Source organism: Methanoplanus endosymbiosus, from assembly GCF_024662215.1.
Classification (GTDB): domain Archaea; phylum Halobacteriota; class Methanomicrobia; order Methanomicrobiales; family Methanomicrobiaceae; genus Methanoplanus; species Methanoplanus endosymbiosus.
Genome location: NZ_CP096115.1, coordinates 2571868 through 2588073, shown reverse-complemented (window position 1 = coordinate 2588073; position 16206 = coordinate 2571868). Strand labels below are relative to the sequence as shown.

General features: G+C 45.2%; 24 protein-coding genes and 3 tRNA genes. 11 read left to right on the top strand and 16 right to left on the bottom strand.

What is annotated here, in order from left to right; all coding sequences use genetic code 11:
* Positions 1-52: 52 nt before the first annotated feature.
* A tRNA-Asp gene (locus tag L6E24_RS11820) sits at positions 53-125 on the bottom strand.
* A gap of 211 nt (positions 126-336) precedes the next feature.
* On the opposite strand from L6E24_RS11820, the gene L6E24_RS11815 reads away from it, so the two are divergent.
* Positions 337-615 carry a 2TM domain-containing protein gene (locus tag L6E24_RS11815; protein ID WP_257742177.1) on the top strand — a complete coding sequence of 93 codons (279 nt, stop codon included), beginning with the start codon at positions 337-339 and terminating at the stop codon, positions 613-615.
* Positions 616-784: 169 nt separating this feature from the next.
* Here L6E24_RS11815 and L6E24_RS11810 read toward each other — a convergent pair.
* From L6E24_RS11810 to L6E24_RS11745, 14 genes are all read right to left on the bottom strand, one after another.
* Positions 785-857: transfer RNA gene (locus tag L6E24_RS11810), tRNA-Asp, on the bottom strand.
* Positions 858-892: 35 nt separating this feature from the next.
* A tRNA-Tyr gene (locus L6E24_RS11805) sits at positions 893-1003 on the bottom strand.
* 757 nt (positions 1004-1760) lie between these two features.
* Positions 1761-2120 (bottom strand): prefoldin subunit beta, encoded by a 360-nt coding sequence (locus L6E24_RS11800; RefSeq protein ID WP_257742176.1) that lies wholly within the window; start codon positions 2118-2120, stop codon positions 1761-1763.
* A complete protein-coding gene (locus L6E24_RS11795) occupies positions 2117-2374 on the bottom strand; it encodes a KEOPS complex subunit Pcc1 (RefSeq protein WP_257742175.1) in 258 nt (85 codons plus the stop codon). The genes L6E24_RS11800 and L6E24_RS11795 overlap by 4 nt, the downstream gene beginning before the upstream one ends.
* Positions 2346-2747 carry a Brix domain-containing protein gene (locus L6E24_RS11790; RefSeq protein ID WP_257742174.1) on the bottom strand — a complete coding sequence of 134 codons (402 nt, stop codon included), beginning with the start codon at positions 2745-2747 and terminating at the stop codon, positions 2346-2348. The genes L6E24_RS11795 and L6E24_RS11790 overlap by 29 nt, the downstream gene beginning before the upstream one ends.
* Complete coding sequence (locus L6E24_RS11785; protein WP_004076311.1) at positions 2747-2878, bottom strand: DNA-directed RNA polymerase subunit P; 132 nt, start codon at positions 2876-2878, stop codon at positions 2747-2749. Before L6E24_RS11785 ends, L6E24_RS11790 begins: the two co-directional genes overlap by 1 nt.
* Before the next feature lie 15 nt (positions 2879-2893).
* Positions 2894-3184 (bottom strand): 50S ribosomal protein L37ae, encoded by a 291-nt coding sequence (locus tag L6E24_RS11780; RefSeq protein WP_257742173.1) that lies wholly within the window; start codon positions 3182-3184, stop codon positions 2894-2896.
* Between the two features lie 72 nt (positions 3185-3256).
* On the bottom strand, positions 3257-3958 hold the full coding sequence (locus tag L6E24_RS11775; protein WP_257742172.1) for a ribosome assembly factor SBDS: 702 nt from the start codon (positions 3956-3958) through the stop codon (positions 3257-3259).
* Between the two features lie 19 nt (positions 3959-3977).
* Complete coding sequence (gene psmA, locus L6E24_RS11770; protein ID WP_257742171.1) at positions 3978-4739, bottom strand: archaeal proteasome endopeptidase complex subunit alpha; 762 nt, start codon at positions 4737-4739, stop codon at positions 3978-3980.
* Entirely contained in the window at positions 4727-5221 is a 495-nt protein-coding gene (locus L6E24_RS11765) for an Rpp14/Pop5 family protein (RefSeq protein ID WP_257742170.1), read from the bottom strand. Before L6E24_RS11765 ends, psmA begins: the two co-directional genes overlap by 13 nt.
* Complete coding sequence (locus L6E24_RS11760; protein WP_257742169.1) at positions 5218-5865, bottom strand: RNase P subunit p30 family protein; 648 nt, start codon at positions 5863-5865, stop codon at positions 5218-5220. The genes L6E24_RS11765 and L6E24_RS11760 overlap by 4 nt, the downstream gene beginning before the upstream one ends.
* 30 nt (positions 5866-5895) lie before the next feature.
* Positions 5896-6486: a 50S ribosomal protein L15e gene (locus L6E24_RS11755; protein WP_257742168.1), complete on the bottom strand. Its 591-nt coding sequence runs from the start codon at positions 6484-6486 to the stop codon at positions 5896-5898.
* A 204-nt stretch (positions 6487-6690) separates the two neighbouring features.
* Positions 6691-7158, bottom strand: a complete 468-nt coding sequence (gene moaC / locus L6E24_RS11750; protein ID WP_257742167.1) for a cyclic pyranopterin monophosphate synthase MoaC — start codon at positions 7156-7158, stop codon at positions 6691-6693.
* Between the two features lie 3 nt (positions 7159-7161).
* A complete protein-coding gene (locus L6E24_RS11745) occupies positions 7162-8592 on the bottom strand; it encodes an NAD(P)H-hydrate dehydratase (protein WP_257742166.1) in 1431 nt (476 codons plus the stop codon).
* Between the two features lie 175 nt (positions 8593-8767).
* On the opposite strand from L6E24_RS11745, the gene recJ reads away from it, so the two are divergent.
* The 9 genes from recJ to L6E24_RS11700 all read left to right on the top strand — a co-directional run bounded on the left by recJ (position 8768) and on the right by L6E24_RS11700 (position 14906).
* On the top strand, positions 8768-10168 hold the full coding sequence (gene recJ, locus L6E24_RS11740; RefSeq protein WP_257742165.1) for a RecJ family nuclease: 1401 nt from the start codon (positions 8768-8770) through the stop codon (positions 10166-10168).
* Positions 10134-10607, top strand: a complete 474-nt coding sequence (locus tag L6E24_RS11735; protein WP_257742164.1) for a PUA domain-containing protein — start codon at positions 10134-10136, stop codon at positions 10605-10607. Before recJ ends, L6E24_RS11735 begins: the two co-directional genes overlap by 35 nt.
* A gap of 5 nt (positions 10608-10612) precedes the next feature.
* Positions 10613-10948 (top strand): nascent polypeptide-associated complex protein, encoded by a 336-nt coding sequence (locus L6E24_RS11730; protein WP_257742163.1) that lies wholly within the window; start codon positions 10613-10615, stop codon positions 10946-10948.
* Positions 10949-10966: 18 nt separating this feature from the next.
* Complete coding sequence (locus tag L6E24_RS11725) at positions 10967-11692, top strand: protein-L-isoaspartate carboxylmethyltransferase (RefSeq protein ID WP_257742162.1); 726 nt, start codon at positions 10967-10969, stop codon at positions 11690-11692.
* A gap of 169 nt (positions 11693-11861) precedes the next feature.
* On the top strand, positions 11862-12758 hold the full coding sequence (gene pyrB / locus L6E24_RS11720) for an aspartate carbamoyltransferase (RefSeq protein ID WP_257742161.1): 897 nt from the start codon (positions 11862-11864) through the stop codon (positions 12756-12758).
* Entirely contained in the window at positions 12755-13222 is a 468-nt protein-coding gene (gene pyrI / locus L6E24_RS11715; RefSeq protein WP_257742160.1) for an aspartate carbamoyltransferase regulatory subunit, read from the top strand. The genes pyrB and pyrI overlap by 4 nt, the downstream gene beginning before the upstream one ends.
* 329 nt (positions 13223-13551) lie before the next feature.
* Positions 13552-13761: a DUF7557 family protein gene (locus tag L6E24_RS11710; RefSeq protein ID WP_257742159.1), complete on the top strand. Its 210-nt coding sequence runs from the start codon at positions 13552-13554 to the stop codon at positions 13759-13761.
* Complete coding sequence (locus tag L6E24_RS11705) at positions 13762-14175, top strand: type II toxin-antitoxin system VapC family toxin (protein ID WP_257742158.1); 414 nt, start codon at positions 13762-13764, stop codon at positions 14173-14175.
* A 149-nt stretch (positions 14176-14324) separates the two neighbouring features.
* Positions 14325-14906 carry a YIP1 family protein gene (locus L6E24_RS11700; RefSeq protein ID WP_257742157.1) on the top strand — a complete coding sequence of 194 codons (582 nt, stop codon included), beginning with the start codon at positions 14325-14327 and terminating at the stop codon, positions 14904-14906.
* Positions 14907-14950: 44 nt separating this feature from the next.
* On the opposite strand, the gene L6E24_RS11695 is transcribed toward L6E24_RS11700, so the two are convergent.
* Positions 14951-15415: a phosphopantetheine adenylyltransferase gene (locus tag L6E24_RS11695; protein WP_257742156.1), complete on the bottom strand. Its 465-nt coding sequence runs from the start codon at positions 15413-15415 to the stop codon at positions 14951-14953.
* Positions 15416-15629: 214 nt separating this feature from the next.
* On the opposite strand from L6E24_RS11695, the gene L6E24_RS11690 reads away from it, so the two are divergent.
* The gene (locus tag L6E24_RS11690; RefSeq protein ID WP_257742155.1) at positions 15630-16199 is read left to right on the top strand and encodes a YIP1 family protein; all 570 of its coding nucleotides are present in this window, start codon (positions 15630-15632) and stop codon (positions 16197-16199) included.
* Positions 16200-16206 lie beyond the last annotated feature (7 nt).

The window sequence follows — 16206 nt, the reverse complement described above, 5'->3', positions numbered from 1 at the left end:
AGAGAACATAAGTTCAGAAGATAATAATGAAATCTTAAAATTAAAAGGATTACGCCCAGTACGGAATTCGAATCCGTGTCGCAGCCGTGACAGGGCTGCATGATAGGCCACTACACTAACTGGGCATTGAAGTAATTTTACCATATTAGATAATCTCAATAAACATTTTAATGCTTTGATCCGGACTTTGAAACAATCCAGGTAAATTTTGGGCATGAACCCGGACAAAATAACAAATAAAGGAGCATTCAGGAATAAATAATCAAATAATGAACTGAAAAAGATCACCGGAAATTTCAGACAGTATAATATAATAAAAACTAAGAATACTGCATTATGGAAGATGACGAATCATACAGGCGCGCAAAGGAGAAGGTACAGGAGCTGAAAGGTTTCTACTCGCACCTCTCTGCATACATTCTCGTAAATATCATACTTGCCCTGATAAATCTGGTTACATCACCTCAGTCACTCTGGTTTTACTGGATAACCCTCTTCTGGGGAATAGGCCTCCTGATCCACGCATGGAATACCTTTGGTCACCGGAAAATCCTCGATAAAAACTGGGAAGATAAAAAGATAAAGGAATACATGGAAAAAGAGAAGAAGAACTGAGATAAGATCAAATAAAACCTGGTTAAAAACTTACAATTCATTTTTCAGAGATATTCATGAGATAATCCACCAACTGCCTGACAGTAATTCTGCTTTTAAAACGGGAGATTTGACAGAAGATAACTTTCCGGATAATAATAAGTAAGATAAAAAAACAAAAAGGATGTTACGCCCAGTACGGAATTCGAATCCGTGTCGCAGCCGTGACAGGGCTGCATGATAGGCCACTACACTAACTGGGCAAAATTCAGACTCTTTGACTCACCAAAAAGGTGAGTCCCGCCTCCCGGATTCGAACCGGGGACATCGCGGTAACCGCGCAGTTACTCCTTTCGTCAGAGTAAACCAAACTACAGCCGCGCACTCTACCAGTCTGAGTTAAGGCGGGCATTGTGCTCTACAAAATAGGCTTGTCGCAGATATAAATGTTTCTTTTTTGATCTACACAATAACGGCCTGAAATTCAGAACAAAAATTATCAAAAGAAGAGCACAGCACGACAAAAATCACAAATAAATCCATTTATGGAGAGAACACTGAAAAATAAACCACTCAATTATCAGAACTGACCAGGATCAGATCTTCAGAGAAAAACGCAAAAAACCCAAAAGCGCAGAGACGGGATCATGACCAACAGACAGTCCGGCCGTCCGGCACAGACTTCCGGAAGAGCAGAAACTGAGGTGCAGCAACAGACACCCACACCATGAAATGAGCACAGAGAGATCAGAAAGCACCTTCAGGACAGTTTGACCCGGAGAAACAGTAAATGGAACCACAGAGAGATCAGAAAGCACCTTCAGGACAGTTTGACCCGGAGAAACAGTAAATAACAAACATAGATCAGAAACAACAGGAGAGCCGCCCTTTCATCGTCTGGAGAAGCTGTAAAATCACCAAAGTTCATAAAAAACAATACTGAAAAGGCCTTCCTGACAGGATAAAAGGAAGAGGAGGAGGGAGGGGGGAAGAGAAAAGGAAAGGGAAAGAGAAAAAAAGATGAAAACATAATTCTCCGGCTGACAGAAAATAATGGCAGAAACTACCCGGCATCTGAAGCAGATTCAGAGTTGCAACTGAGAGAGTGAATGATAAACCAACGATAAACCGGATTTTCCGGAAATGAAATTATTAAAAAAAGATATTCAGATGGCCATCTCCTGGCCGCCTTCAAATGCTGATTTAATCTGTGCCTGAAGCTGTTCAAACTTTGTCTGAAGGGCCTTCTCCTGCTTCTCAAGTGATTTTACCCTCAGTTCCAGAGTTTCAACCTTGTCAGCAAGATCCTCAGTTACTTTGGGCTTATCCTTCTGCATCATAACAGAGCCTACCATAACAAAGACTTCCGCATCATCGGAGACAGTCTTAAGTTCCTCTTCAGCTTTCTTTGCTTCCTTTACAGACATCTCATAGTTCATCTTCTGCTGCATGATTGTCTGGAGCTGCTGCTGCACCTGCTGGAGCATTGCAATCTGATTCTGCATCTTTGGTGAAATATTATTCATGAATCAATTACCTCTTTCATCTCGTTCGCAATATTAATTAGTCTCAGCCATGTATTAAGAGCCGCTCTCATAGCGTGTATATCCCTTGCAGAGACCCTCAGAAGTATTTCCGTATCACTACCAAGAATAACCTCTGAAAAAGATCTCCCGGACTCGCCATCCGCTTCAGGCAGGAGAGATTCATAGATCAGACCTGCATCAGAAGTCTGAAAAGAGAATACCGCCTCATGAACTATCTCTGATTTTAAGGACATATTTCCTCCTCTGCGGACCGTCAAAAATCAGCCCGGACTCTGTGCAGTCAGAGATCACAACATTCATGTGCGGACTCAGAATCTCATACAGGGCACGATTACCTGTCCGGATTCCATAAACAAGCTCCCCTTCCCTCACCTCTTTACTGATAGATGAGAAAAAGATCTCTGCTTTCAGTTCAGAATCCGAATAAAAATTTATTGAAAAATTTCGTCCTGATCCTGACACAATCAAAACGTCTTCATCAATTGAAATTATATCGCCAATTCCTGACTTCCCTCTCGGAGTATAATGACATCCGAGAGAGAAGGCAAGATCCTTTGAAAAAGTCCTGATACCCGGATTTGGTTTCCGGGAGGTAGTAACTTCCATTATCTGGCTTTTATTTTCTTTATTGCTGCACCGCGCTCCTTAAAGAGAATGCGGTGACCACAGTAGGGACATCTGACATTAACGTCGATCTCAACCTTCTGCTTGCATCTGGCGCACTTATATCCGGCCATGTAATATCAGCACCTTTATTCCTTAATCAGTGAGCGCTCAATTGTACGGAGTGCCACTTTAAGGTTAGGTGTCTGCGGAGCATATGCACCGCCTGCGAATTTGTTTCCGCACTTGCGGCATTCCCAGATACCTGTTCCTTTGCGCTTTACTGCAATGGTTTCGCATTTCGGGCAGACATGCTTTGCCTTTGAGATCTTCTCAATCTGGTTGACACGCTTTCTGATGAAACGGCCGTACCTTGGTCCAAATCTACCTGCACTACCACTGATTCTTCCTTTTGCTCTTTGTTTTCCTGCTTTAGCCATATTTACAATTCCCTGAAATTTTGGTCTGTATATATTACTCTTTCAACCTTATTAATACTGACATTATCGGTTTCAGACCTGGTCAAGGATCTTAACCTCACCATCGCCCTTTGTCAGCCGGTTAATCATATTATAGAACTCTTCCTGAATTCCTGCCGGAATCGTGCATACGCATACCCACGATCCGTCATTCTGCCACTCATCCCTCTCAACCGTTGTGGATGAGGAGATCTCACCATACGCTTTGGGCGCATAATCGGCAGGGACTTTTACAGCAAACTTAATCTCTGCAAATTTAATCGGAAGAATTGGCCTTAAGGCCTTGACAACACTCTTCACCTGTTCATCGAGATGCTTAAAGGGGTCAACTGAAATTCTTACCTCCTCCATAGCCATCTCAATTCTTTTGGGTGGATGCGGAAGCTTATTCTGAGGATTTATTGCATTGCGTGAGATGAAAGTGATGATCTGCCTTCTCTTATCCTCGACCATCTGCTTTCTCTGCTCTGCTGTAAGGTGGATCTCACCTTTCTGAATGATCCTTCTTGCAACAGTTTCAAAATCTGTAGAATCAAAGACCTTCTTAAGATTATCTTCAGAGGCTTTCTCCGCCTTTGACGAATTTTCAAAGATAAAAAGGGCAGCAACTGCATCCTCAATATCAATATCATTTCCGTGCCGGATATCTGCCACAAGGTCAGGATCAACAAGGATTTCAAACTTCTCACCATAGCTCTCAAGCCTGGCCACAACTGCTTTATCAAGAGGGATCATATCATCACTACTCCTTAAATCACTCCTCAGCTTCTTCTTCAGAAGATGCTATAGATGCCTCAAATTCATCAACATAAATTTTTACATCTTCCTTGGCCATCTTCTCAAAGAGCTGATTTTCAAGCCTTACAACACCGATCTCAACATTATTGACATCAAAACGGCCCTCGGTTGCGGCATGAAGCGCCTTAAGGCCCATAGGAATTGCATTCTCAATAGTCATTGACTCATCATAGTCATCTTCAAAGACCTTCATCACTGCCGGACGTCCGGTTCCGATTGCCGTTGCCTTGTACTCAAGGAGAGTGCCTGAAGGATCAGTCTCAAAAAGCCTTGGAGTGTCCTCACTGATGCCTGCAATAAGAAGCGCAGTACCATACGGCCTTGCGCCGCCGTACTGTGTAAGTGTCTGCATATGATCGCAGAGCTTCTTTGACAGGGTCTCAATGTCAATGGATTCGTTATATGTCACACGGTTGATCTGTGATTCAACTCTTGCCCTGTCAACAAGCGCCCTTGCATCGCCGACAAGTCCCGATGAAGCAACCGCAATATGCTCATCTATCATGAAAATCTTCTCAATTGAAGACTGTTCAAGAAGTTTTGAGCTTATTCTCTTGTCAACAATAAGTACGATTCCGTCCGAGCATTTGACACCCACAGCAGTCGTTCCTCTCTTAACTGCCTCACGTGCATATTCTACCTGATATAACCTTCCGTCAGGGCTGAAAACAGTAATTGCCCTGTCATATCCACCCATCTGAGCATTCATTGGCTGCATAATATCTCCTCAATATCTTCTCTTGTAAAATACAATATCTTCTGGTGTTTAATTCCTTTTTGATGTAAATCAACCTTTTCCTGTGAACGGAAAGAATATCCGTACTCCTCACCGCCGACTGTAACATCACCCTCTTTTCCCGGAGGAAGAGACACAGGTATCTTTCTCTTAAGGGCAGCAATCGTTCCGGAGACAAAAACAGGTCTTAATGCAAAGGCTCCGCCCGAATCTCCGGTGACGAACGACAGTGCAGTCTCAAGCTTTATTTCCATCCCTCTGCGGCATTTTACAATAATATAGCTACCTTCAGAAGAGACAACCGACATATTGATCTCCGCAGCCCCAACGTCCCCGAAGAGTCCCGCCAGAGTCTCCTGGAGGAGATAATAGACGGCTTTGCCATCCGGAATTATGCCATGGGGCACAACTCTTGCAAGAATATATCTCTTCTTCTCCCTCATAGTCGGAGGAACAGGTTTCATACTGAGATCACCTCTACATTCTCCGGCGGATTTAAAATCCGTTCAATGGACGTAAGGGACCGCCTCACCTCATCCGGAGACATCCCAAAGAGTGAACAGATATTCTCCACTTCCCGGATACCTTTCATCTCCGGATATGACCGTGCACCGGAGGAGATCGTCAGCATAAAGCCGTACTTCCGTGAAAATTTCAGAATATCTCCATACACAGTCAGTGCCTTCTGCCTCAGGTACCCGGATTTGCTGATTATTGCAGAGAGATCAATATCCATCGCCACTCCCTTATCAGCAGCATATCTTGCAGATACATCATCAAAAGCTCTCCTGTCGCATCTCTCAATTCCTTTTAAAATATTGACCTTTCCGGATGAGATAACTGACCGGTTAAAAGAGGCATCACCGGCATATGCGGCAATGACATCAGAACCCCTGCACTCCTTCTTCAGGATTTTCCGGAAGTCGTTAAACCCGGAAGAATGGATAAGACAGCCTTTCAGAACAGATACGCCATAATACTCACCGGAAGTCTCACAGCCAATACAGACCACACGCCCGTACCCAAGATAACGGGCCTCAAGCGCCAGCCTGCGAATGGTTGTGTCTCCGGAAGGGTACGGATATACGCAGGCGTCGGAATATAACATACAATAAGAGATCCTTAAAAAAAGAAAAAATTATTTCCCTTTGTTCTCATTGGAACGGATACTTGGTCGGGTCTTTTCAGTTCCCTTGCCTCTTTTACCCATTCCACGTCCCTTAACACCGGCACTGGTCAGACCACGCTCAGCACGTCCCCTGTGGACAGAATCTGCCATCCATGAGAGATGTGAGTCGTTTTTGATTGCCGGGTGATGTCCGTCAACAAGAATGACTTCATACCACTTTGCTCTTCCGTCCTGACCTACCCAGTAGGAGTTGAGAACTTCCATGTTGACATACCGGACTGATGCACGCTCTTCAGCAATTCTCTGAATGCTCTTTCCGGCAGTGCGGCGGCGCATACCCATACGGTTACTGCGTCTTCCGCGGATGTAACGTGGAACTCTGCGGCCACCACGGCGTACCTTTACACGGACCACAATGATACCCTGCTTTGCACGGTATCCGAGTGTGCGTGCACGGTCAATCCTGGTTGGGCGGTTAATACGAACGATGCTGCCTTCTCTGCGCCAGTCCTGCATCCTGTGCCAGAGAAGATCTTTAACTTCCGATTTGTCCGGACGCTTCCATGCGTCACGAACGTATGAATACATAGATTTTGACATTTGTCATCACCTTGAAGGTTCAGCCCATTATAATGGGCCACATCCCTTTCTCCTGATGGGACTAATCCAACAGTTCTTTACAAGTTTGTCCGGGACAGTATTAAAGTGATGGGCAGATTGCTGTATCAGAAATAGGTTTCTGCCTGAAAAAGAGAATAATATCAGATGAGACATCATCAGATCTGAAGATATTCTCCGGGCAGCCTATCCCTTAATTTTCTCAATTACGTGAACATCCTCAATTCCGGTTTCAGGATACTGGCCGTTTTCGTCTTTCTCGGCCGACTTTACCATATCCCACACCGTGAGGAGCGCAACCGAAACTCCGGTGAGCGCTTCCATCTCAATGCCCGTACTCCCAAAAGTCTTTGCAGTGCACTTCGCCTCAATACAGTTCTCCTCACCAAATTCAAAGTCAATTGAGACTGAACTTACAGGAATCGGGTGGCACATAGGAATAAGTGTTGAGGTATGCTTGGCCGCCATAATACCGGCAACCCTTGCTGTGGAAAGGACATTGCCCTTGATAACAGCGCCGTTCTTTATCGCATCAAGCGTTTCAGGACGGAGGTAGATCCTGCCGCCGGCTGTAGCCTGCCTTGATACGTCCTTCTTCTCTGATATATCGACCATGCTTGCACGATCGTTTTCTATGTGTGTAAATTCAGGCATAGTTTAAATCTCCATATTCATTATTTCCGGTATTTTATCAATAATATCCGATGCTAAAAGTCCGTTTTGATATAGTCCGGCCACTACCTCACCCGCCATTCCGTTAATCCACGCCGAAACAGATGCCGCGTCAAAGGCATCCATACGGCTGAAGAGAGCGCCTGTAAGCCCGGCAAGCACGTCACCCGTGCCGCCCTTTGTCATAGCCGGAGAGCCGGTCCGGCTGAAACGGACAGAATCGCCGTCAGAGATGACATCAGTCGCGCCCTTTAGAAGGACTGTAAGTCTGCCCTTTGCACCTCCGGCAAAATCCCGGACTGAAACTGCCCTGGAATAGAGGTCCTGCGGAGGGATATGACCGGAAATCCGCTGAAATTCACCGGCATGGGGCGTTATTATGGTATCTGCGCCCAGAGGCAGCGGGAGATGTAAGGCATCGGCATCAAAGACAACTTTTCTGAAGTACGGCGCAATCTCCCGGATTATATCGTGGCTCTTATCACCAAGCCCACAGCCGCAGATAACGCAGTCCGATTTTTCACCAAGGGAGATCAGTTCTTCGGTATGCTCCCCTGAAATTACCCCGCCGCCCAACGGCCTGACAATGAGATCAGGATACTGCATCATGCAGGGGCTTGCGACACGGACAATGTCAGCCCCGCCCCTCAGAGCAGATAGCGCCGCAAGGTACGGCGCACCCTGGTACGGCCCGCCGCCGATCACCAGCACATTCCCGCCTGCACCTTTATGTGCACTGCTCTTCTTCGCAGGAATCAGAGTCAGATCACCAGGACCTGTGAATATTTCGGCATCAAGCGGGATGCCTATATTTACACATTCTGATTCAGCGCTTTTGGGCAGGTGAAACCCGATTATCCGGTCAGCATTAAACCCTTCAGTCGGAACATCGGCAGAGATATTAACTGCACCCACCGAATCCGCCAGCCTGACCATTGATAGATAAGGCTCACTAAGGCCCTTTCTCGCACCTGTACCAAGTATTGCATCGACAATAACATCGGCTTTTGCAAAGAGAGACTCAGCCGGGATCAGATCTCCGGGGCATCTGATCCTGTGAACAGACACACCACAGTATGCGAGCGCCTTTAAGTTGGCCTCTGCATCCGGAGTCATATTTCCGGAACTGTAATACAGCAGATCTACATCGCAGAGATGCTGGAGATATCGTGCGGCCACAAAACCATCCCCCCCATTATTCCCGCTGCCGCAGAGGATCAGCACTTTTTCGGGATCGTATTCCATAACAACCCCGGCAAGGCTCTTTCCGGCACTCTCCATAAGAGAGAGACCAGGCACACCAAGTGCCATGGCATTTTTATCAACCGCCCTCATTCTTCCGGGGGAGACTACCCCGATCCGTCTGAACTCCCTTAAACTGCCGCACAGTCCTTCAGAATTACTTATATCAGTCATATTTACTCCGGATTTATTCCTATACACCACATTAACCACCCCAAAGCTGCATTAACAGAATTCAAGGAGATTATGATGATAAACACCATAAAATCAGATCATCAGCCCCCGTTCTCAGGGCCTTTTTTTACTGCATCACAACCATTTTTCCGGCATCCGGATCAACTATTATACAATGGGTCTATACAGGGATGCACAGGAAGCGGCAGAAAAAATAAAAGAGGCGGAATCAGCCACAATAATATCACATATAGACGCTGACGGCATTGCAAGCGAGGCAGTGATGCGCCAGGCGATATCACGCGAGGCGATTGATGTAAAATCAGTCTTTGTAAGGCAGCTTGAACCACTTACCATGAAGCATGTGCCTGAAGACGACAGCCTGAAGGTATTCATCGATCTCGGCGCAGGCCAGCAGAACCTCCTTGAAGAGAGGGGGCTGTCTGAAGATGAAGTGATAATCATTGACCACCACATATCACAGGATGTGGACACGTCATATTTCCAGGTGAACGGCTTAAATTACGGCTATGAAAAGCTCTCAGCCGCAGGACTGGGTTACTTCGTTGCAAAGAAGATGGACGACAACAATACTGACCTTGCAAAGATTGCAGTAGTCGGCAATGTCGGCGATATGATGGCAAGGGAACACTGCGGACTCATAGGCCCTGCAAGGGACATTGTCGAAGACGGAGTGATGCGTGGCAATATAATTGTCAAAGAAAATGAGCTTAACTGCTATGGAATATCCACAAGACCGCTTCACTTCTGCCTCTCATACTCAGATGACCCCTATATTCCGGGCATAACCAACAATGCACGTGAGGCTGAAAACCTGCTCAGGTACGATGCCGGCATTGATATTAAAAAGAGAAACGGAAAATGGGTAGTCTGGGAGGATTTAAATCCGGAAGAGAAGAGAAGTATCATTTCAAGGCTTGCACTGAGACTGTATGATGCCGGTGAACCGACAGACAGGCTGATGGCTGAGCATTACATATTCCCTGACGAGTTCAGATATTCTCCGCTCAGAAACGCCTCGGAGTTTGCCACCATGCTCAACGCATGCGGAAGGTGGGTAAAGCCAAAGACCGGCAGTGCAGTATGCTGCGGTGACCGGGGGGAGGCATACAGGGAGAGCGAGTACATGCTCAGACACCACAGAAAGATCATCCGCGAGATGATGGAGTATATCATCGACAACGGAGTCACCGAACTCTCACACCTCCAGTACCTCCATGTAGGGGACAAATTTCCGGATACGATTGTCGGCATAGGTGCGGGAATGGCCCTCTCAAAACTAAACTGGCGGCTTCCGATAATGATTCTATGCTACCTCAGGGACGAAAATGAGGACGGCAAGGATTACGACGATGTCGTAAAGGTATCCATGCGCACCAATGACAGAATGGTGAGGGAAGGAGTCGATCTTCAGGCCGCACTTCAGATCGCATCAGAAGAAGTCGGCGGCGGAGGCGGAGGGCATAAAATAGCTGCCGGCGCATATATACCAAGAAGTGCAGAAGGGGAATTTGCAGAAAATGTCAATAGAATCCTCAGAGAACAGTCATCTTAGAAGGGCAAGGGCAATCGCCTCCTTCCAGTTTGGACGGGGCGCAGGAGAAGCGCTTTTTCCTGATGAATGCACATTTAAGCTTTCATCAACGAAGAGAATACGCTACATAATGCTGAATAAAGAGAGACTTGCCACAGTCAGGGCCGGAGACGGAAGACTGACTCTAAGCAGGGAAGGGGCAAAGAGGATGTACAGCTTTCTCGATGCTCCTTCCTACAGAGTAACTGTCCTCACTGAAATTGAGGAGTTCATCATTAAAGGCAAAAATGCAATGGCAAAGCATGTGACATCTGCCGATCCCGGCATACGGTCCGGAGATGAAGTGCTCGTCTGCAATGAGGAAGGTGAATTCCTCGGAACAGGAAGCGCAATACTCTGCGGAAAAGAGATGGCTGCATTCAACTACGGCGTTGCCGTACAGATAAGAAAAGGAAGCTGATTATTATGATTCCAGGTGTAAATCCAAGACAGATGAAGGCAATGATGAAGAAACTCGGCATGAAATCCGAAGATATTGAGGATGTCGAGAAGGTTGTCATTTATACAAAATCAGGCAATTACGTCTTTGACAATGCTGAGATCGTTGCAACCACCATGCAGGGCATGACAACATACCAGATCAATGGCAATCCAAGATTTGAAGAGGGCGAGGTTGAGATTCCACAGGAAGACATCACACTTGTGAGCGAACAGGCACAGGTCGGCAAAGACGAAGCTAAAGAGGCCCTAAAGGCATCAGGCGGCGACATCGCCGAGGCAATAATCAAACTCTCAGAATAAACGCCGATATTACATTAAATGATAGAAGAAAATGACCGCATACTTCTCTGCGGAAAGAAGAGAGAGTACTTTGTCACCGCAGGAGAGGGCAGGTTTTCAACAGACAAGGGAATTCTGGAACTTACCGAACTTGTTGGTAAGAAAGCCGGAGATGAAATAACAACACATCTCGGCGATCCCTTCAGGATCAAGATTCCACGCCCGACTGACTTTTTTTCATATGCAAAACGGACAGGTGCTCCGATGCTTCCAAAGGATATCGGGCTTGTCATCGCATATACGGGAATGAACCATAAGGATCGGGTGCTTGATGCAGGCACAGGCAGTGCCATTGCAGCCATCTACTTTGGCGGCATTGCAGAGAGCGTTGTTACATGGGAACAGAGGGAGGAGTTTGCCTCTGTATGCCAAAAGAACATCAGCGATGCAGGACTTTGCAATGTTGAAGTCAAAACCGGAGATGTGCTTGAGGAGAAGGGAGTTTTTGACATAGTTCATCATGACCTCACCATCACCCCGGAGCATATTGTCCATGCCCATGAATGTTTAAAACCGGGCGGTTACCTTGCGGCATATACGCCGTTTCTTGAGCATACATTCACTGTGATGGATACAGCAGAAGGTCTCTTCTCTGAAGTCATATGCCATGAGACAATAGGGCGCGAACTTACACGGACAAAGAGAGGCACAAGGCCGTCAACGCGGGTCTGCCATTCCGGCTACATCACAGTCTGCCGGAAGTAAATTTACTTTTTTTAAGCGATTTAAAGAACTGTTCCGGCATTACCTGATAAAATGCCCTGGAATATCTGCGGGTTATTTTGGCATTGCCAATCCCGGAGGTCTCCGGATATGCCGGTGTGATTGAGAACAATATTTACCCGATGGGGTTGTACGAATAACTGAAAGGCGCATGCATCATATTATCTCAATTAAGGATTTTGGAAGAGAGGATATAGACTCTCTTCTGGACAAAGCGGAAGAGATTCATAAAAAAGGGAGCTATAAAAGAACCCTTGACGGAAAAATTGCCGCAATGCTGTTTTTTGAACCGAGTACAAGAACAAGAATGTCCTTTACGTCAGCGTTAAACCGCCTTGGCGGGGTTGCAATAACGGTTGACAGCGTTGAGGGCAGTTCGATCTCAAAGGGGGAGACGCTCTCAGATACAATCAGGGTCGTCAGCAGTTATGTGGACGTGATAATTCTTCGGCATCCAAAGGAGGGGGCGGCAAGGATGGCATCTGAGTTCTCATCCGTTCCTGTCATCAATGCAGGTGACGGAGCAGGGCAGCATCCCTCACAGACTCTTCTGGATCTCTACACCATAAGGGAGAATATGCCGCTTGACGGCATTGATGTCGGCCTGCTCGGCGACTTAAGGTACGGGCGAACGGCCCATTCCCTCGCATGTGCTCTTACAAACTATGAGGCTGTCCTGCATACAATAGCACCGCCGGGACTTGAGATGCCTGAAAGCCTGATGAACGACCTGAGAGAGAAGGGACTTGAGATCATTGAGCACGAGAGCCTTGAATCTGCTGTTAAGGAGCTTGATGTACTCTATGCCACACGAATACAGCGTGAGAGATTCCCCGATTCGGCAAGTTTTTCAAGCATTGCAAATTCATACCGGATCACTCCGGAAATTCTTGAAGGTGTGAGGGAGAATCTCATACTTATGCACCCTCTTCCCCGTGCAGGAGAGATTGATCCTGCGGTTGACAACCTGCCCTATGCGAAATATTTCAGGCAGGCTGAGAACGGAATTCCGGTCAGGATGGCCATGCTTGAGGAGACGATATTATGATCGGGAAAATACCTGAAGAGGGCCTTATGATACGCCCAATCCGTGACGGGACTGTCATCGATCATATCCCTCCCGGAGAGGCCTTCCATGTCTTACGGATTCTTGGTATAACCGGCACAACATCTGAGTGCCTCTCTGTTGCGACCAATGTGGAGAGCAAGGTTTCGGGCTGCAAGGATATAGTCAAGATCTCAAACCGGGAACTTAAGAAAGAAGAGGTTGACAGGATAGCCCTTATTGCGCCAAAAGCCACGATAAATATTATAAGGAATTTCAGGGTTGCTGACAAACTCAGTGTGCATATTCCAAAGAGGCTTACCGGCGTTATAAAATGCCCGAATCCCGGATGTATATCAAATTCGGACGAACCAATACCAAGCAAATTTAAGGTTGAGAACGGAACTCTCAGATGCCACTACTGTGACAATGTGATTACAAGGGATATTGTCAGTTATATTATATAACACTTGAAATTATAGTCAAATAACAGGGTGGGATTGCACCCACCCCGTCTTCCAAAAACGCACCGTGCAAATTTCACAGAAGTTCACTCACGCATGCCTACACCTGTTGATGGGGGCACATCTTTCGTTGCCTTTGCAATCCGGACCTGTAGCCGATTAACAGTAAATCTTATTTTTTCCCAGTCAATATAGTTCCGTTGCCGGGCTAATTCCCTGTCAGCATGCTTCTCGCAAAAATGTTTGCTACTTGCTTAAACTAAGACCAATAGAAATTCATCAGATAAACTATTCCAAAACTTTTATCGATTCTGACATATCCATATGATAATATGTCATCTAAAACTGTAAGCCTCTCAGAAGAAGCATATGGGAGATTGAATAAATGGAAAAAAACTGATGATGAGAGCTATTCAAGTGTTATTTTACGATTGATTCCAAAAGTCAGAACATCAGAAGAATTCCGTAAAGCTCTGGACAAAATAGGTTCAATCTCCGATGAAGACGCTGATATAATGGCAAGGAGCGTTGAAGAGGATTAAATGATCATCCTTGACAGTACTTTTTTAATTGATTTGATCAGAAGCCAAAACAGTGTTAAGCATAAAAGGGCTATGGCATTCCTTGATGAAATTCTAAATGGGGATAAAACTGTAAGTACTACATTCATAAATGTCTATGAGCTGTATAAGGGCGCCTATAAAACAAGAAATATTAGGGATTCTATAAACAAAATAAATGAAATATTAAGGATTATTGTTGTACTTGATCATTCTGATGATTACTATGTCAGATTTGGAGAACTTTCTGCGGAACTTGAAAAAAGAGGAACACCAATTGGGAAATATGATGAAATTGTAGCTGCCATTGTTCTCCAGCACGGAGCAAAAATTGTTACCAATAACACGAAAGACTTTGCAAGAGCAATCCCACATTCTGAAATAATTAACCATTAACTCCTGCATTATTTCACCATAGGACATATCATCCGGAATTAAACCTTTTCTCTTTAAAGTATGGGGTTATAATCTGCTTTAAATGGAGACTCAGGACGGGATAACAGGCACCCGCCCAATTTAAATAAATTACAAACACTTTCTAATTTATGTTAGAAGATTTTCCAGAAAAGTTAAAATCATTTATTCTAAGCCCGACTGAGGCATTCAGAAATATCAAAAACGGGGATGTCGGAGATGCTCTCGTCTATTATGTAGTACTGCTTGTAATATACTCGGTTTTATCCGGAATTGTAAACTACTTCAGAATCGATCCAATAATGAAAGTGCTCTACTCAAGTGTCCCTGCCGGAACAGTGGCCATCTTTGACATAATGAACATCATCTACGGAATTGTCGGAGGAATAGTAGGATTTTTCATAATAGGTCTTGTACTGCACCTGTTCGTCCTCATCGTTGGCGGAAAGATGGGTCTTGAGCAGACATTCAAATCCGTAGCATACGCCTCAACACCGGGATTTTTACTCGGATGGATCCCTGTAATCGGAATACTGTTCGCATTCTACGGAATAATTGTCCAGATTATCGGTATCAGGGAGCTTCAGGAAGTCTCAACCGGAAGAGCAACCGTTGCGGTAATGATTCCGCTGATAATACTCTTCGGACTGATCATACTTGCAGTTCTCTTCTTTGTCTTCGCAGTTGTAGCTGCAACAGGCATAGCAGCATAAAGGTAAAAGAGCAAAATATCTGGATTGTTCTCCACAGAACAGATCTATTTTTTATTTACAAGGTGCCCTTTATTGTCAATCTCGCCGTTCCATATCCTTGTGCTTGAGATCCACCTGCCGTCGTCAGCCAGCACACAGGTGATCTGGTGAATGTCCACCTTCTTCTGACCCTTCTCCTTTCTGATCTGATTGATCTCCATTCCGGTCTTAAAGGTCTCCTCACTGACAACAAGGGCATCAAAGTCAGAGACAAGGGCCGAACCAAACCTGTCATTTAAGACCTCAACCTCATACCGGCTCCTGTAACCGGCAGAGTCCAGAAACTCCGTAAGTTCAGACTTCCTCACCTCAAACGGCCTTATTGGATGCGTCTTTCTGTTTGCAAAACCATCAGCCGTAAGTCCGACTGTCACAGAACCGTTCTCTCCGGCGATCTCAAAAGATCTACTCAGCAGTTTCTTATGACCATCGTGAAGGGGATCAAAAGTTCCCCCTACCATAACCTTCATTGAACCATAAGGTCAACTTATACACTATTATGAGTAGTGATACTCCGAAAAACTCTGCTGAATTTGTGGCAAAAAATGCTACAATTGTAGGAGATGTCAACTCCGGCGCAGAATATCCCAAATCTCCGGATTCATTTTAGACACGCAATCAGATGAATCCCGGAGGACAAAGAAAATCCACCTTATTTAAATAAAATACAGGCACTTTCCTTTTATGCATGAAGATTTTCCGGCAAAACTCAGGTCATTCATCCTCAGACCTGCAGAAGCATTCAAAAATGTAAAAGACGGAAATTTTAGAGATGCCTTTCTCTACTATATCATATTAATTGTGATATACTCGGTTTTATCCGGAATTATAAACTACTTCAGACTGGATCCTGTAAGGGAGTCACTCAACCCAGCATTACCTGTCGAAACTGTAACATATTTTGACATATTAAGCATCTTCTATGGAATTGTCGGTTGGATTGTTTTATTCTTCTTAATAGGTATCATACTACACCCCCTCATCTTAATTGTAGGCGGAAGAAAAGGTATTGAACAGACATTTAAATCTATTGCATATGCCTCAACACCGGGATTTTTACTTGGATGGATACCTGTAATTGGAATATTTTTTGCTTTCTACGGAATTTTCGTCCAGATAATCGGCATCAGCGAACTTCATGAAATTTCCACAAAAAAAGCAGCATTCGCAGCAATACTGCTAATTACCCTGATAACCGGACTTACAATAATTATAGGTTTTTTTCTTTTATTTGCATTTCTAACAGCGTTTTGATAAAAAT

What these genes read in the sequence shown, in the direction of transcription:
- L6E24_RS11725 (WP_257742162.1), top strand. Translation starts at nt 10,967, where the DNA reads ATGATAGAAGAAAATGACCGCATACTTCTCTGCGGAAAGAAGAGAGAG.
- recJ (WP_257742165.1), top strand. Translation starts at nt 8,768, where the DNA reads ATGGGTCTATACAGGGATGCACAGGAAGCGGCAGAAAAAATAAAAGAG.
- L6E24_RS11785 (WP_004076311.1), bottom strand. Translation starts at nt 2,878, where the DNA reads ATGGCCGGATATAAGTGCGCCAGATGCAAGCAGAAGGTTGAGATCGAC.
- L6E24_RS11775 (WP_257742172.1), bottom strand. Translation starts at nt 3,958, where the DNA reads ATGATCCCTCTTGATAAAGCAGTTGTGGCCAGGCTTGAGAGCTATGGT.
- L6E24_RS11710 (WP_257742159.1), top strand. Translation starts at nt 13,552, where the DNA reads ATGTCATCTAAAACTGTAAGCCTCTCAGAAGAAGCATATGGGAGATTG.
- L6E24_RS11760 (WP_257742169.1), bottom strand. Translation starts at nt 5,865, where the DNA reads ATGTTATATTCCGACGCCTGCGTATATCCGTACCCTTCCGGAGACACA.
- L6E24_RS11700 (WP_257742157.1), top strand. Translation starts at nt 14,325, where the DNA reads ATGTTAGAAGATTTTCCAGAAAAGTTAAAATCATTTATTCTAAGCCCG.
- pyrB (WP_257742161.1), top strand. Translation starts at nt 11,862, where the DNA reads ATGCATCATATTATCTCAATTAAGGATTTTGGAAGAGAGGATATAGAC.
- L6E24_RS11815 (WP_257742177.1), top strand. Translation starts at nt 337, where the DNA reads ATGGAAGATGACGAATCATACAGGCGCGCAAAGGAGAAGGTACAGGAG.
- L6E24_RS11695 (WP_257742156.1), bottom strand. Translation starts at nt 15,415, where the DNA reads ATGAAGGTTATGGTAGGGGGAACTTTTGATCCCCTTCACGATGGTCAT.
- L6E24_RS11790 (WP_257742174.1), bottom strand. Translation starts at nt 2,747, where the DNA reads ATGGAAGTTACTACCTCCCGGAAACCAAATCCGGGTATCAGGACTTTT.
- L6E24_RS11705 (WP_257742158.1), top strand. Translation starts at nt 13,762, where the DNA reads ATGATCATCCTTGACAGTACTTTTTTAATTGATTTGATCAGAAGCCAA.
- L6E24_RS11765 (WP_257742170.1), bottom strand. Translation starts at nt 5,221, where the DNA reads ATGAAACCTGTTCCTCCGACTATGAGGGAGAAGAAGAGATATATTCTT.
- L6E24_RS11795 (WP_257742175.1), bottom strand. Translation starts at nt 2,374, where the DNA reads ATGTCCTTAAAATCAGAGATAGTTCATGAGGCGGTATTCTCTTTTCAG.
- L6E24_RS11800 (WP_257742176.1), bottom strand. Translation starts at nt 2,120, where the DNA reads ATGAATAATATTTCACCAAAGATGCAGAATCAGATTGCAATGCTCCAG.
- L6E24_RS11690 (WP_257742155.1), top strand. Translation starts at nt 15,630, where the DNA reads ATGCATGAAGATTTTCCGGCAAAACTCAGGTCATTCATCCTCAGACCT.
- moaC (WP_257742167.1), bottom strand. Translation starts at nt 7,158, where the DNA reads ATGCCTGAATTTACACACATAGAAAACGATCGTGCAAGCATGGTCGAT.
- pyrI (WP_257742160.1), top strand. Translation starts at nt 12,755, where the DNA reads ATGATCGGGAAAATACCTGAAGAGGGCCTTATGATACGCCCAATCCGT.
- L6E24_RS11735 (WP_257742164.1), top strand. Translation starts at nt 10,134, where the DNA reads ATGTCAATAGAATCCTCAGAGAACAGTCATCTTAGAAGGGCAAGGGCA.
- psmA (WP_257742171.1), bottom strand. Translation starts at nt 4,739, where the DNA reads ATGCAGCCAATGAATGCTCAGATGGGTGGATATGACAGGGCAATTACT.
- L6E24_RS11745 (WP_257742166.1), bottom strand. Translation starts at nt 8,592, where the DNA reads ATGACTGATATAAGTAATTCTGAAGGACTGTGCGGCAGTTTAAGGGAG.
- L6E24_RS11780 (WP_257742173.1), bottom strand. Translation starts at nt 3,184, where the DNA reads ATGGCTAAAGCAGGAAAACAAAGAGCAAAAGGAAGAATCAGTGGTAGT.
- L6E24_RS11755 (WP_257742168.1), bottom strand. Translation starts at nt 6,486, where the DNA reads ATGTCAAAATCTATGTATTCATACGTTCGTGACGCATGGAAGCGTCCG.
- L6E24_RS11730 (WP_257742163.1), top strand. Translation starts at nt 10,613, where the DNA reads ATGATTCCAGGTGTAAATCCAAGACAGATGAAGGCAATGATGAAGAAA.